Consider the following 15,121-nt stretch of genomic DNA (forward strand, 5'->3'; position numbering starts at 1 on the left):
CCCCGGGGCCCCCTTTTTACGCGCCCTGTAGGGTCCTGTCCCCCCTTTCTTACGCCTGGGAGAAGGCCAGATCCCACTCCCCGCTGGGGCTGAGCCCCACAGTGAGGTGGGTAGGCGTGGCCCCGCTTGCCAGCTGCTCGAGCAGCTCACGCGACAGCTGCGGCATGAGCGAGGCGCGCATCACGTGGTCCACGTTGCGCGCGCCCGAGTCCATGTCCGTGCACCGGCGGGCGAACTCCTCGATGACCTCCGGGGCGAACTCCGTCTTGATGCGGTGGGAGGTGTGCAGGCGCCCCGCCAGGGAGTTGAGCTTCATCACCGCGATGTCCTTGAGGATCTCGCGCGAGATGGGGACGTAGGGCACCACGCTCATGCGGGCCAGGAGCGCGGGCTTGAAGTGCTTGGTGAGCACCGGCTTGATGGCGTCGCGCACGGCGTCCACGGCGGGAGGCTCGGGGGCCTGGAACATCTGGGTGATGACGTCCGTGGCCAGGTTGCTGGTGAGGATGATGACGGTGTTCTTGAAGTCCACCGTGCGGCCCTCGCCGTCGTTGAGTACGCCCTTATCGAACACCTGGTAGAAGAGGTTCAGCACCTCGGGGTCGGCCTTCTCGCACTCGTCCAGGAGCACCACGGAGTACGGGCGCTGGCGCACGGCCTCCGTGAGCATGCCACCCTCGCCGTAGCCCACGTAGCCCGGCGGCGAGCCGATGAGGCGCGACACCGTGTGCTTCTCCTGGAACTCGGACATGTTGATGGTGGTGAGGAAGCGCTCGCCGCCGTAGAGAGCATCCGCCAGGGCCAGGGCCGTCTCCGTCTTGCCCACGCCGCTGGTGCCCACGAAGAGCAGCACGCCGATGGGGGTGTTCGGGTTGCGGATGCCCGCCGTGGAGGCGCGCACCGTCTCGGCCACCGTCTTCAGCGCCATCTCCTGGCCGCGCACGCGCGACCGGAGCGTCTCCTCCAGGTTCAGCACCGCCTGGAGCGAGGAGCTGCGCATCTTGCCCACGGGGATGCCCGTCCAGCCGGCCACCACCCGGGCCACCACGTCCGTGTCCACATCCGAGTGGACCATGGGGGACTCACCCCCCAGGCGCTTGAGGTGCTCGCGAGCCTCCTCCAGCTTGGCCTTGAGCTTCTCCTTCTCGCCGGCGTCCTTGGCGGCGTCCGTCTCGGCCTGGGCCTTCTTCAGCCCATCCACGGCGGCGCGCTGCTCCTCCCACTTGGCGCGCAGCGTGGCCACCTGATCCTGCACGGCCTTCAGGCGCTCCTCTACGGGGACGCCATCCTCAGGGGGCGGCTTCTGGCCCGAGGCCAGCTCGCGCTCGCGGGAGGCCTTCTCGCTCTCCAGCGAGGCCAGCTTCGCCTCCAGCTCCACCAGCTCGTCCGGGCGGGCGCTCTGCTCCAGCTTCACGCGCGCGGCGGCCGTGTCGAGCAGGTCCACCGCCTTGTCCGGCAGCAGGCGGCCGGAGATGTAGCGGTGCGACAGCTCCACCGCCGCGACGATGGCCTCCTCGCGAATGCTCACGCCGTGGGCCTTCTCGTACACGGGGCGCAGGCCGCGGATCATCAGCACCGCGTCCTGCTGCGAGGGCTCCTCCACCTTCACCGGCTGGAAGCGGCGCTCCAGGGCGGGATCCTTCTCGAAGTACTTCTTGTACTCGGACCAGGTGGTGGCGGCCACAGTGCGCAGCTCACCGCGCGCCAGCTCGGGCTTGAGCAGGTTCGCCGCGTCGCCGCCGCCCTGAGGGCCACCCGCGCCGATCAGCGTGTGCGCCTCGTCGATGAAGAGGATGATCGGCTTGGGCGAGGCCTTCACCTCGGAGATGACGGCCTTGAGGCGGTTCTCGAACTCGCCCTTCACGCCCGCGCCCGCCTGCAGCAGGCCCAGGTCCAGCCCGAGCAGCTCGAAGTTCTTCAGGGACTCGGGCACATCGCCCTTGGCGATCGCCAGCGCCAGGCCCTCCACGAGCGCCGTCTTACCCACGCCCGGCTCGCCCACGATGATGGGGTTGTTCTTCCGGCGCCGGGACAGCACGTCGATCACCTGCCGGATCTCCCGGTCACGGCCGAAAATCGGATCGATCTTCCCCTCGCGGGCCTTCGCGGTGAACGAGGTGGTGAAGCGCGACAGCGCATCCTCTCCCCGAGGCGCCGCCGCCCCGCCCGCCGGAGCCGGAGCCGAGCCCGCCGCGGCCACTTCCGCCGCCTCCTTGGAGACGCTGACGATGTCCTCGAAGGCCTTCTTGAGGGCCTCGGTGGAGATGGCATCCAGCTCCGGGTACGACTCAGCGGAGTACTTGGCGGAGCGGGCGATCCACTGCGCCATCAGCGCGCCCGAGCGCAAGCGCAGCGCGCCATGCTCCAGCGAGGCCAGGAGCCACGCGTCCTCGAACCACTGGAAGAGGCTCTCGGAGAACACGGGGCGGCCGGCGTTGCCGGCGCGCAGGCCGCGCAGGGTGTCCTCGACGCGGGCCAGCACTTTGGTCCGGTCTACCTGGAAGTGGCGGAGAATGAGCGAGGCCTCACCCTCCTCGTCCTCCAGGAGCTGCCGGAGCATGTGCTCGGGGATGATTTCATAACTACGGGCGCTGCTCGCCCGGGACACGCCTCCCTCCAGACTGCGCGTGGCAGTGGAGGTAAGACGGCGGACGAGGGTCTTCGGTTCAACGCGCATCAGATGGCTCCTCTAAAAATTGCGAGTGCAGGTGCTGCTAGGGGCTCGCCGAGGCCCCGCTCCCCGTCGGCAGAGGCAGCGGAACGATCCGCGTCCTCAATCGGGGAACGGCGCCGTGCCGGCCACCCAGGTAGGTGTTGCGCCCAAGTCGGGCGGGATTCTTGTTCTTGATCTGGAAGGCGCCCAGCACGTCCTCGCGCACGCCCAGCTCCAAGGCACACTCGAGCGGATCGCGCACCACGAGCGACACCACCTCGCGCACCAGGGGCATCAAGTCGCCCTCGGGCAGCAGCCGGTGGTAGGTGGGCCCATCCAGCGGAGAGATTCCAATGATGAACTTGCCGGCGCGGTCGAACAGCTTGCCGCCCAGCATGGAGGTGCGGCCCAGGTGCGAGTTGATCTTGCCGAGCATCATCCGCTGCTCGCTCTCCACCTCGACCCAGCTCCCGGCGAACTGGCGCACGGAGACGCGGGCCTCGCCCAGCTCCTCGCGCAGCACGTCCGCGAGCGCCCGCTCCAGCGTCTGCGCGGTGCGCGCGCGCGTGGACAGCAGCGGGGCCAGCCGCAGCAGCTGGGACACGGACAGGCGCACCGAGGGGCCGCGCTCGTAGGTGTCCAGGCCCGCCAGCGCCAGCACGCGCCGCGTCCACACGTCATCCCCGGCGCGCGTCGTCTCCGCCTCGAGCATGTAGCGGGACAGCGCCCGGTACAGCAGCGACACCAGCCGGTGGTGGAAGAGATCCAGGAACTGCCGCTTCAGCGGGCGGTCCGGATCCTCCTGGGCAATCTCCTCGACGATATAGCCTGGGAGCGGCGAGGACGCGCCGGTGAGGCCCAGGAAGGTGGTGACCACCTCGAAGACGTGCTTGGGGCCACTCCGCTCCACGCCCCACTCGGAGACCTGGGGCACCAGCCGGACCTGGCTCACGTCTCCCGCGGCAAACACCAGGGACGGATCATGCCGGAAGCGGATGGCTTCCTCCGCGGGCGGGCCGTCTCCGCCCACGCGCACCGCGCTGCTCGTCAGCCGCTCCAGCAGGGCCACCAGCGAGGTGAAGCGCACGTCGCCCGTGGAGAACTCGAGCGCAGTGTCCAAGCGGAAGCGAACCGTCTGATCGCCGCCGCCCTGCGCTCGCACCTGCATGGCGCGCGAGGTCAGCTTCTCCAGCCGCGAGGCCAGAGAGAGCGTGGCGAGCTCTCCGGACTCCTCGTCCGGTGGCTCCTCCCCGTTCAGAGGATCGGCTGACGGCCGTTGCGAGGAGGCCACCGGTACTCCACCTGAGAGGGTTGGATGCGCAGCAACAGCTCGCTGAACGCGTTGAGGCTCACGTACGAGGCGAAGATCTCATCCAGCACACTCCCGAAGAGGAAGGCGTCTCCCAGGCCGGTGAAGCCGGCCTCCTCGACGTCGACCGTCACCTGGGTGCCGCGCACGGGAGCGCCCTGCAGGAAGCGCGTGGCCGGCTTGCCCGCCACGGCCGTGAGGGAATCAATGCGCAGCGTGTTGGCGCGCGCGGTGGGCTGATCCGCTGTCGCCTGGAAGTTGTAGAGCTCCAGCAGCGCCTTCAGTGTGCCAGGGTCCAGCAGCGAGCGCTGGTTCAGCGCCAGGTGTGACAGCAGCCGCCAGTGCAGCTCCGAGCCCAGCGGCGGCCGCACCGGCTTGCTCAGCGCAATGATGTTGCGGAACTTGGCCGTGGTGGGCGACGCCGGCGTGGGCATGCTCAGGTCCCCCACCTGCAGCCGCGTGGGGAGCGAGCGATTGGTGCACGTCAGGTCGATGGAGAGCGTCTCCTCGGTGGCCGAGGGCGCCACGTCGCGCGGGCTGCCGAGCGACAGGAAGGTGTCGATGCCGTCATTGAGCGGCGACTGGGAGCGGCGCAGGCGGAAGAAGCGCGCGTTGTCCCCGGTGTTGTGCGCGAAGTCGAAGAAGGGCTTGTAGTCCAGCCGATCCGTGCGTCCAGCCTGGAGGCCGGTGACGGTGTCCACCGAGTAGACCTCCATGTGCTCCGGATCCAGCCCGGAGGCACGCAGCAGGTGCTCGTGGCCCATGGTGCCGACCTTGATGGGATCGGAGGTGGTGGAGAACAGGTTCACCACCGGCGCGCAGTGCAGCTTGAAGATGTCCTTCGGCACGCGGCCGGTGAGCGGCGGAGGCCGCTCGAACTCGAAGATGAGCTCCAGCTTCTGGCCGGTGAGCCCGGCGGCGGCCTGCAGCCCGCGCACCTCCACGAAGAGGAACTTCTGCGGCAGCGTGAAATACTCCTGCAGCAGCCGGTAGCCCTCGGGGGCGCGCGCCGGCCACGGCAGCAGCTGATCCTCTGGAGCGAAGCCCACCGCGCGCAGGCTGTTCGGCGGCAGCCGCACGGTCTCGGAACCGCCAGAGCCCTTGAGCACCACGCCCTTGCAGTGCCGCATCAGCCACACCAGCAGCGTGGAGCTGACGGCGGGCTCGCCATGAATGAAGAGGGAGAACCCCTCCTCCTGGAAGATCTCGCTCCTCCCCTGCTCCGCCACCTGGAGCTGCACGCGCAGCACCGGCGCCAGCTGGGTGGACTGATCCAGCACCGTCTCCACCAGTGTCAGCGGCAGCAGATCCACCGGCCGCGTGGTGCGGAACACGCACGTGGTGCCATCCACCGGCTTGGAGCCCACCTCAGCGCCCGCGGGGATTCGCGAGCGGCCTCGCAGCAAGCGCGCGTGCGGGGTGAACTCCACCACCGAGGCCGACGGCAGCACCCGCAGGTAGTGCGGCAGCAGCAGATCCACCAGCCCGTGCACCACCTCGGGGACGGCGTCGTCAATGCGCTCGCGGATGCGGGCCGTCAGGAAGGCGAAGCCCTCCAGCAGGCGCTCCACGTCCGGATCGCCGCCGCGCTCCACCAGCATGCCGGCCAGCGCGGGGTTGGCGCTTCCAAACGCCTTCCCCATCTCTCGAAGGTATGCGAGCTCGCTCTGGTAGTACTTGCTGAACACCCGTGGCTCCCCACCTGCACGCTGCTACCAGACCTCGACCTTCCCTCCCGGTGACATCTGCGTCCGGAACCGCAGCACGCCGCGGGCGCTGCGATCCGCGGGCTGCGCGCTGATCTCGAAGCGCAGCACGAGCGGATCCTCATCCGGCACGTGACGGACGCTGACGTTGCGCAGGCGCGGCTCGTACTCCAACACCGTGGCACGGATGGCCGCCTGCAACGTCTGGATGGCCGAGGGGAACGTGTGGACCAGGTCCGTGAAGTCCACCACTCCAAAACCCGGCACCGTCGCCGAGTCCCCCTTGCGCGTGTTGAGCAACACCCGCAAGTGCTCGACGATGGAGGCGGAGGCGTCCTGGCTGCGCGAGGACGTCCCTTCCTCAGACTCGATACGTGACAGAAGCCCACGCCCCGCCACTGTCGTGTCCTCTCCGAAGCCTGCCCCCGCGCGCCCGCTTCAACCCGGGCGCGCGGCGGGCCAGGGACTCAGCGCTGCTGATCCCAGGTGTCCTCGTGCGTCACGCCACCGTTGGTGTACGTCCACCCGATGGTGTGGAACACGAAAGTCACTTCCTCGAGCGGCGGCTCGGTGGAGCTGGCCGGGACGATGGTGTCCGGCACCACCTGCTTGATGCTGGCGATGCGGCCCTTCTTGAAGCCCACCGTGTAGAACTGCTCGGTGGTGCCGTCGCCGGTGGGGTTGGGGCGGAAGAACTTGAAGGTGGCGTCGATCGCCTGGTTCTCGCACAGCGCCTTCATCAGCAGCGGCGAGGACTTGTCGATGCGCTTACGCACCAGCAGCGGCTGGTACTGGCGGCGGCCCGTGGCGATGCCGGAGCCAGCCTCGCGCGCGGTGATGACCGCCTGCTCGTAGTAGACGCACTCGATGGAATCCTGGCGGCCCAGGCTCACCTGCGTGCTCTCACCCTTGATGTCCGTCCCGTTCGCCTTGAGGAACAGGTGTACTGTCTCGGCCATGGCGCTTCTCCTTGTCTTGCTAGCTTCAGCGTGATGACTGCGCGTGACTGCGAAGCTGCTTCAAGGGGCCCCCCCTCCGGAGAGCCCGGACCTGCGAGTATAGCCTCCGGCTCCCACAAAACCGGAGGCTCTGGCGAGTAGGGGGTTTTCCCCCAACTCCGCTACTCCTTGTCCAGCTTGCCCACGAGGGACAGCGTGAACGAGGCGCCCATGTACTTGAAGTGGGGGCGCACCTGGAGGTTGCAGCGGTACCAGCCCGGCTGGCCCTCCACATCCTCCACCTTGATCTTCGCCGTGCGCAGCGGGCGCTTGGAGCGCACGCTGGGGGCCGGATCATCCATGTCCGCCACGTACTGGCCGATCCACTGGTTGAGCTCGCGCTCCAGATCCGAGCGCTCCTTCCAGCTGCCGATCTGCTCGCGCTGCAGCACCTTCAGGTAGTGCGACAGGCGGGACATGATGAACATGTACGGCAGCTGCGTGCCCAGGCGGTAGTTCGTCTCCGCGGCCTTGCCCTCGGGGCTGTTGCCGAAGAACTTGGGCTTCTGCACGGAGTTGGCCGAGAAGAAGGCGGCGTTGTCCGACTCCTTGCGGAACACCATGCCGATGAAGCCCTCCTCGGAGAGCTCGTACTCGCGGCGCTCGGTGAGCATCACCTCGGTGGGGATCTTCGTCTGGATCTCGCCCATGGCCTCGTACTGGTGCAGCGGCAGGCTCTCCACCGCGCCACCCGACTGCGGGCCGATGATGTTCGGGCACCAGCGGTACTTGGCGAACGAGTCGACAATCCGGCTGGTCAGCGCGATGGAGGCATGGCCCCACAGGTACTTGTCGTGGTGGCCGACGACCTCCTCGTTGAAGTTGAAGCTCTTCACCGAGATGGTCTTCTCACCGTAGGGCAGCCGCAGCAGGAAGCGCGGCATGGCCAGGCCCACGTAGCGGCTGTCCTCGCTCTCGCGGAAGCTGTGCCACCGGGCGTACTGCGGGCCCTCGAACAGGGACTTCAGGTCCTTGAGGCCCGGCAGCTTCAGGAAGCTCGTCTCCCCGAAGAACTCCGGCGACGTGTTGGCGATGAACGGCGTGTGCGCCATGGCCGCCACGGACGCGCACTTCTGCAGCAGCGCGATGTCCTCGGGGCCGGGGCCGAAGTCGAAGTTGGCGCAGATGGTGCCGTAGGGCTTGCCACCGAACACGCCGTACTCGTTGGAGTAGACCAGCCGGTACAGGCCGGACTTCACCGTCTCCGGAGCGTCCTCGAAGTCCGTGAGCAGGTCTTCCTTGGTGGCGTTCAGCATCTCCACCTTGATGTTCTCGCGGAAGTCCGTGCGGTCGATGAGGAACTTCATGCCGCGCCAGGCGGACTCGAGCGCCTGGAGCTTGGGGTGGTGGAGGATCTCGTTGACCTGGGCGCTCAGCCGGGCGTCCACCTCGGCGATCATCGCGTCCACCAGGGCCTTGTCCACGCGCTCGGCGGAGCGGCCCGGGGCCAGCATCTCCGCGATGAACGCCTGGACACCCTTCCGGGCGACGTCATAGCCGTCGTCGCTCGGCTTCATCTTCGTCTCGGCGAGGATCTCGTCCAGCAGGGATCCCTGCGCGTCGACCGTGGTTGCTGCGGCGGTACCCGCCTTGGCTTCAGTGCTCATCCGTTTTCAGCCTCTCTCAGAATGCGTGCGTGACGGCGGGGCTTACGGCTTCTTGCCATCCGCGCCCAGACCCAGCTCCGACATCAGCTTCTGGCGGCCCTCGGTGTCGCCGAGCAGCGCCTGGATCTTCTTGCGGAAGGCCGGCACGTTGCCCAGAGGCCCCTTGAGGGCGTTGAGCGCCGCGCGCAGCTCCAGCAGCTGCTTGAGCTGGGGCACCTGGTTGACGAGGCCCTCCGGGGTGAAGTCCGCCAGGGTGGAGAACTTCAGCGAGACGGCCATCTCCGCGCCCTTCTCGTTGGAGAGCTTGTCGGCGACGTTGATGTCCAGGCCGAGGTTCTGCTTGGCCATCACCTCGTTGAAGTTCTGCTTGTCGATGCTGATCGGCGTGCGCTCTTCGACAGGGCGATCATCCTTGCGGCCGGTGTAGTCCCCGACCATGAGGACCTTGAGGGGAAGCTCGACCTCCGCCTGCGCGCCTCCGGTCTCGGACTTGTAGACGATGTTGACGCGCTCCTTCGGCGCAACAGACCCTTCCTTGCTCACCTGGTGACCTCCTGGTTGGAAACTGCGTTATCCCGCGCGGAACTCACTGTAAGGGGGCCCCCCCACTCACAGAGACACCCTCAGGGCAGCACTGGGATCAATCAGACAGAGCCGATGATACCGGGCGTTGAACTCCGAGACCAGTCCCTCACCCGCCTTGGGCTGGGGTTTGGAAACCCCCAAGAGGCCCTCCAAGCACTCCGCTGCTAGCACCGGCTCCCACACGTCCAGCCCCCGCTCGACTGCCTCGCGATCGAGCGCTTCGAACAGCGCGCGGGCCACAGGGGTCTGGCCGCTGGCAGCGCAAAGTTTCGCAAGCGCCAACCTCGCCTTGAAGCGCTTGCGGCTGGAGGTGGCGCTGTCCACGCGCTTCTGCAGCAGGGCGATCGCCTCGGGGGCCTTGCCGCCGCCGAGCAGCTTGCGCGCCTCGGTGAGCGCCGCCGCCTCGTCATCGCCCTCCCCTGCCTCGTCCTTGGACGCCGAGCCGCCGCCACCTGTCGCGGCGGGTGGGGCCAGCTCGGACTCGAGCCACGCGCGCGTCTCTCCGTTGGCCGAGGGTGAGCCGTCGCCAAAGAGGAACTTGGGCACCGAGGGCATGCGCTTGAGCCAGGAGCCCAGCTCGATCAGCAGCGCCTGGCGCGCGGGCGCGTAGGTAGGCCCCAGCTCCGCGAGTGCGCGGGCGCTGAGGTAGTGCAGATCCACCCAGAAGCGGTACTGCGTGAGCGCGGACTCGGACTCCTCGAGCACCTCGGCCCACTTGCCGTTCTGCGCCATCTTCTCCAGTTGCGTGCGCAGCGACGGAGGCGGAGGAGGAATGGACGTCTTCCCGGCGGCGTCCGAGGGCGGCGGCTGCACCAGGTGCAGGTAGAGGCCGACGCGGAGCATCCGGTAGGACTGCGGATCCGTAGCCACCGCGCGCCGCAGCGTGTTCGCCGCGTTCAGCAGCGCCGAGCCCGTCTGGCGCAGGAAGTCGGTGACACCCTCGGGGCCGGCCAGCGCAGCCACCGCGGGCATCTCGACCGCCGGAGCGGGCGTGGGTGCAGCCACGGGCGCCGTCACCGGAGCAATGGCCGGGGGCGGTGGCACCGAGGTGGTGGGCTTGGGCTGAGGCGGCGGCGGCGGTGGAGGCGGCGGGGCCTCCGCGGGCAGCGAGGCCTTCAGGCGCTGCACGCTCTCCAGCAGCGGCCGGACCGCGGGACCATTGGCCTCGAACTTCTGCCGGGCCACCTCGGCGAGCCGGGCGGCGGCCACATCGAGCGCCTCGACGCGCTCCTTGGCGCCACTGTCGAGCGGCGTGTCCGCCAGCGTCAAGGTAGTGCGCTCGATGAGCCAGCCGAGGGCGTTGGCGCGGCCGCGCATGCGGGCCAGCTCCGGGAAGAGGCCTGGCCAGTACCGGTCCATGATCTCGGAGACGACCACCAGACCCGTGGCGAGTCCGTCCAGCCCCTGCGTCTGGTACAGGCCAAAGGCCATGTACGTGGCGATGCGGAGATCCTTCGAGACGGACTGGAGCACCTTGCCGCTGGAGTCGAGCACCATGGGCCAGTCCACGGCGCCACCGGTCACGGATTCCAGCTTGGCCATCTCGGCGATGACGGCCTCGTACTGAGGGTTGGTCTTCGCGGTGGCGCCCGCCGGAGCGGCCGTCGAGCACGGCTCGATCCAGTTCTTGGCCTTCTCCTTCAGTTGGTCGATCGAGACTGCCATGTCACTTCTCCCCCTGCTGGCGCTCAGCTCGAGAACGCCAGGATCACCGACTCCGTCGTGGAGCTGTCATCATCGAGCGCGCTCTTCTGCTTGGCGGTGAGCGCCTGCTTGGCGGTCTCGATGGCGTTGGTTGCCTTGGTCTTCAGTGGCCAGAGCTTCATGCTGGAGTGATCCGGCTTGGCCAGGTGCAGCAGCAGCGTCGAGGACGGCGGCCCCAGCGACACCAGCAGCCGAGGGCTCGGCCCACCGTGCCAGAACAGCGCCGGCGTCATGCCGCGCCACTGCAGCATGCGGCGCGCCATCTCCACCCACGGATAGGGCCCCACCGCCTCCGGAAAGGGGCAGTCCAGCGTGACACCGGGCTTGGAGGGTTCCTTCCCGCGCTCGGCGTTGCACGCCATCGTGAAGGTGCGGAAGGCGTAGTACTTCGTGAACGCCGGAACGCCATCGCCGGTGAAGAGCGACGTCAGCGCCGAGGCCGGAGCCGCCAGCGCCCGGCGCCGGTACGTGTCCGCGGCGGCCGAGTCCCCGCTCGCATGCGCGTTGAGCGCCTCCACGCGCTTGGCCAGCTCATCGGCGGAGAGCTTCGCTGCATCGGCCAGAAGCTGCCGCGCGCCCGCGAAGAAAGCCTGGTGCGAGCCGTACAATGTGGCGGCGTTGCCGGAAATGGGCCCCAGGTCCACCGGCACGTAGACGGTGAGCGGGAACTGGCGGCCCACCTTGTCACTGCTGGGGGCCATCATGCCCAGCAGGGCCTGGCGGCCACCGGCGGCGCTGTAGACGAAGCAGATGGGCTCGGCCGGGAGCGTGAGGTTGGCACGGCGGACGGTCTCGTGCCCCTCCTCCAGCCACTTGTGGAACTGCGCGGAGACGGGATCGGCGGCGTTCCAGCGGATGAAGTCTCCCTGGCACGGCGCCTTGCCCAGCAACGCGACGCTGTTGGGTTTTACTCCGAACATCCAGCCCCCCTTCCGATGGTCCGCGGAGGTGCCACGCCAGCGGCGCGGAACGGCTGAAGCACCGGCGTCCCCGGCCCCGGAGAGGTGCCGAAGAACGGTGTGGCGGTGCGCTCGGGCTTGAAGTCGATGACGACCTCCGACTTCGTCTGCGGCATCTTCCACGTCATGGTGAAGACGCGAGAGCCCTTGTCGATCTGGGCCACGCCCTCCTCCATCAGCCGGAACAGGCCCCACTCGCCCTCGCGGATGAGCTCCTCGGGGCCGCTGCTCTTGGGGCTCCGGACCTTGAGGAAGGCACCGGACGTCTTGCCGTCACCCGGCCAGGTGAACTGCGTCCACCGCTCGGGCTCGTTCTTGTAGACGACCTCCTTGCCGTCCACCGAGAAGGTGATCTGCGACAGCTGCGGCGAGGGGCGGATGCTGATGGAGAACTTCATCTGCGGCTCGGCGCCGTTGGGCGAGAACAGCGACGTGGAGATATCGTACGAGCGCTTCAGGAAGTTGAGCACCACCGGCTGCAGGGGCGAGCCGCCCAGCTTCTTGATGAACTGGAACTTGTCACCCGCGCGCCGCACGTCCTCCTTGAGCGACGTATCGAAGTAGCCCCACATGGTGCCGCTGCTGGGGCGGTAGAACTCGCCCACGTCCGCCAGCGCCGCGTCGTGGCCATTGCGGTTGAAGGGGTAGCGGTTGGCGAGGTTGCGCTTGAACGCGTCCACGATCTCGCTGCACCAGCTCTGGTTGATCGCGGTGCCCGCCTCGCGGCCCGCCAGCGACGTGGCGGCCTCCAGCGGCGGCATCAGCAGCTTGCCGAGCACCGGGCGGATGTTGGGATCCTCCTGGCCGTTGACCAGCGACTGGATCTGCACGCGAGCGGTGGCGAGGCGAGAGTTGAGCGCCTTGCCCTCGGAGGGGTTCTCCAGGAACTGGCGCAGCGCGTCCCGGATGAACACCAGCTGCTCCTGGTAGAGGTCCAGCTGCACGGACTCGGGGGGCGCGTCGGGCGAGGCCGGGGGCGGCGCCACGCCGAACTTCACCAGCGAGTCGAACGCGGCCTGAACGTGCGGCGCCGTGTAGACGACCTCACCCGTGTCCTCGCTGGCCGTGGCGAACTTGATGCCCGCGTTGACGCCGTCCTTCATGTCCTTGGGCGCGCCCTTGTTGATCTTGTCCTTGAGCTTCTTGAGCAGATCGTCACCCAGCTCCTCGGTGGCGGTCTTGTTCGGCAGCTTGGAGTTGTACGAGAGCGACGAGAAGAGGCGCGCCAGCGGGGGCGGCTTGCCGCGGGTCAGCTCCTCCAGGGCGGCCAGCACCTCGGCGTTGGTGCCCGGACGCGCCACCTCGATCGAGCCGAGGAACGTCTGCCACTCGGCGATGTACTGCTCGAAGTAGAGCGAGGTCAGCGCCTTGATGATGCGCTCGATCTCCGCGTCCGTGGAGTCCTTCGTCGTGCGGCTGAGCACCCAGAGGTCCGCGTTCTGGAGCGGAGACTCCAAGCGATCCCTCACCACCTTGTCCCAGCCCTTGCGCGTGAAGGCGCCGCGCACGATGCCCTTGGACTTGATGTTGGAGGCGGTGCCACCCAGGATGTTCGAGAGCTTCAGGTCCGCCTCGCGGCCCACATCCGCGACGATCTGGTTCAGCAGCAGCCGCTCGAACGGGAGCTTGCCCAGGGCCGCGCGCGTGTCGTTGATGACCTTGTCATTGCGCGTGAAGGCCAGCGACTGATCCTGCGCCAGCAGCTTCACGTAGAGGTCCAGGTGCTCGCCGAGGATGCGCTGGCGATCCGCGCTCTCCGCGAAGCCCGAGCGGTTGGCCCAGCGGCTCACCAGGTTGGCGACGATCCAGGCGCGCTCGTTGTCCCCGAGCTGCGGCTCGGACTCCGTGCGCGGGCCCGTCAGCAGCAGGTTCAGCTTGAGCATGCTGAAGTAGCGCGCGTACTCGCGCTCGTCGGGGATCGTCGTCTCCTCGCCCTCGTGCCGCTTGGCGAAGGTGGTCAGATCCTTCATGTCCTGCGCCAGCACCGGCTCCACGAAGGTGCGCCGGACCGCGGCGCCATAGAACTTGGTGAGCGGCTCGAAGAGCCCATCGCCCCGGTACATGCCGAAGCGCATGCCCGTGGGCGGCCCCTCCTCCTTCCACTTGAGCAGCTCGTCGAGTCTGTCTCTCAGCACCCGCAGATCCTCCACCGCGATCGAGGCCGTGGAGGTGCTGGCCTGGCTGTCCTTCTGCGCCAGGAAGAGCTTCCGCGTGTCCGAGATCATCTCTCGGTTGCGGAAGAACGCGATCGTCGGGAACAGGAGGATGAGCAGCGCCAGGAACAGCGCACCGCCCGCGTAGGCGTACTGCATCTGCCGCTGGCGCCGGTCCTCGGCCGTGCTCTGCACCGCGAGGTCCTGGTCCGGGAAGATGACGTTCGCGAAGACGTCCCGCAGGAAGTAGCTGCGAGACTCCACTGCGGGCTTGTTGCTGGTGGGCAGCGACTGCCGGATGCCGAAGGCGTCCGCCATCGCGTTCATCACGCGATCGATCGGGCTGCCCTCCTGCGTGCCGCTGTTGAAGTACACACCGCGCATCACCGGCGTGTCCGCGTAGACGTTCTCCGCGAAGAGCGTCTGCACCATCACGGCGATGTTCTCGCGCAGGCCCTCGAACTGCTGCGGGAAGCGGTAGATGCGCTCGCGCGTCTCCGGGTGGCGCTCCTCGCCCATGCGCTGGATGGAGCGCTGCTCCACCACCTCGGCCATCTCGTCGAACTTCTCCTTGAAGACCGCGCCCAGGTCCTCGCCCTTGTCCATCACCGGCGTGGTGAAGCCCCAGATCTGCCCACGGTCCGTCTTGGACAAGTCACCGAACACGTCCACGAAGCCGGCCAGCAGGTCGCACTTGGTGAACATGAGGTAGACGGGAACGATCATCTTCAATCGCTCCATCAGCTCGTCCACGCGCTCGCGCAGGCGCTGGGCCAGCTGGATCGTCTCCTCCTCGTCGATGCCGATGATGTCGCCCACGCTCACCGCGACGATGAGGCCGTTGACCGGCTTCTTCGCGCGCGTGCGCTTGAGCATGTCCAGGAAGGAGAACCACTCGTCCCGGTCATCGTCCTCGGTGGTGTAGCGGCCGGCCGTGTCGAGGAGCACCGCCTCGTTGGTGAGCCACCACTCGCAGTTGCGCGTACCGCCCACGCCCTTCACGCCACCGCCGCGCGAGGACAGGTACGGGAACTTGATGCCCGAGTTGCGCAGCGCCGTGCTCTTACCGGAGCCCGGCGGACCGATGATCATGTACCAGGGCAGGACAGAGAGGGCTTCCTTGCCTCCCTTGCCCCGCGCCAGCTTGGAGCTCTTGAGCGCCGCGATCGCCTTGACGAACTCGGCCTGCATCTGCTGGACCTCTTCCTGGAGGTCCGGCCGGGCGCTGGCGGCCTGGGCGTCCGCCTGGGCGGACAGCGCCTTCTCGATGTCACCGGCGGCCTTGGCGGCCTTGATCTGCCGCACCGCGATGAGCGCGATCAGCCCGGCGATGATGAGCGTGGTGGCCAGGATGGCGATCCAGATGGGCAGCTGGAACACCAGGACAACGGCCCAGAGAATCGCGGCCGCCAGCGCGGCGAAGATGTACTTGAGCATCCGCGAGCTC

General features: G+C 68.1%; 10 protein-coding genes. All 10 read right to left on the reverse strand.

Going from position 1 to position 15,121, the window contains the following annotated elements:
* Nucleotides 1-49: 49 nt before the first annotated feature.
* A complete protein-coding gene (gene tssH, locus DB31_RS10055) occupies nucleotides 50-2,677 on the reverse strand; it encodes a type VI secretion system ATPase TssH (protein ID WP_083968103.1) in 2,628 nt (875 codons plus the stop codon).
* A 37-nt stretch (nucleotides 2,678-2,714) separates the two neighbouring features.
* Entirely contained in the window at nucleotides 2,715-3,944 is a 1,230-nt protein-coding gene (gene tssG, locus DB31_RS10060) for a type VI secretion system baseplate subunit TssG (protein WP_063769199.1), read from the reverse strand.
* Nucleotides 3,908-5,650 (reverse strand): type VI secretion system baseplate subunit TssF, encoded by a 1,743-nt coding sequence (gene tssF, locus DB31_RS10065; RefSeq protein WP_044185724.1) that lies wholly within the window; start codon nucleotides 5,648-5,650, stop codon nucleotides 3,908-3,910. The genes tssG and tssF overlap by 37 nt, the downstream gene beginning before the upstream one ends.
* Nucleotides 5,651-5,674: 24 nt before the next feature.
* Nucleotides 5,675-6,067 (reverse strand): type VI secretion system baseplate subunit TssE, encoded by a 393-nt coding sequence (tssE, locus tag DB31_RS10070; RefSeq protein ID WP_044185726.1) that lies wholly within the window; start codon nucleotides 6,065-6,067, stop codon nucleotides 5,675-5,677.
* A gap of 68 nt (nucleotides 6,068-6,135) precedes the next feature.
* A complete protein-coding gene (gene tssD, locus DB31_RS10075; protein ID WP_044185728.1) occupies nucleotides 6,136-6,627 on the reverse strand; it encodes a type VI secretion system tube protein TssD in 492 nt (163 codons plus the stop codon).
* A 161-nt stretch (nucleotides 6,628-6,788) separates the two neighbouring features.
* The gene (tssC, locus tag DB31_RS10080) at nucleotides 6,789-8,273 is read right to left on the reverse strand and encodes a type VI secretion system contractile sheath large subunit (protein ID WP_044185729.1); all 1,485 of its coding nucleotides are present in this window, start codon (nucleotides 8,271-8,273) and stop codon (nucleotides 6,789-6,791) included.
* 42 nt (nucleotides 8,274-8,315) lie between these two features.
* Nucleotides 8,316-8,816 carry a type VI secretion system contractile sheath small subunit gene (gene tssB, locus DB31_RS10085; RefSeq protein WP_044185731.1) on the reverse strand — a complete coding sequence of 167 codons (501 nt, stop codon included), beginning with the start codon at nucleotides 8,814-8,816 and terminating at the stop codon, nucleotides 8,316-8,318.
* 66 nt (nucleotides 8,817-8,882) lie between these two features.
* Nucleotides 8,883-10,523: a type VI secretion system protein TssA gene (tssA, locus tag DB31_RS10090; protein ID WP_044185733.1), complete on the reverse strand. Its 1,641-nt coding sequence runs from the start codon at nucleotides 10,521-10,523 to the stop codon at nucleotides 8,883-8,885.
* A gap of 23 nt (nucleotides 10,524-10,546) precedes the next feature.
* Entirely contained in the window at nucleotides 10,547-11,482 is a 936-nt protein-coding gene (gene tagF / locus DB31_RS10095; protein ID WP_044185735.1) for a type VI secretion system-associated protein TagF, read from the reverse strand.
* On the reverse strand, nucleotides 11,470-15,111 hold the full coding sequence (tssM, locus tag DB31_RS10100; protein WP_044185737.1) for a type VI secretion system membrane subunit TssM: 3,642 nt from the start codon (nucleotides 15,109-15,111) through the stop codon (nucleotides 11,470-11,472). Before tssM ends, tagF begins: the two co-directional genes overlap by 13 nt.
* Between the last annotated feature and the right edge of the window lie 10 nt (nucleotides 15,112-15,121).

The sequence above is a fragment of the Hyalangium minutum genome, from assembly GCF_000737315.1.
In the GTDB taxonomy this organism is placed as follows: Bacteria; Myxococcota; Myxococcia; order Myxococcales; family Myxococcaceae; genus Hyalangium; species Hyalangium minutum.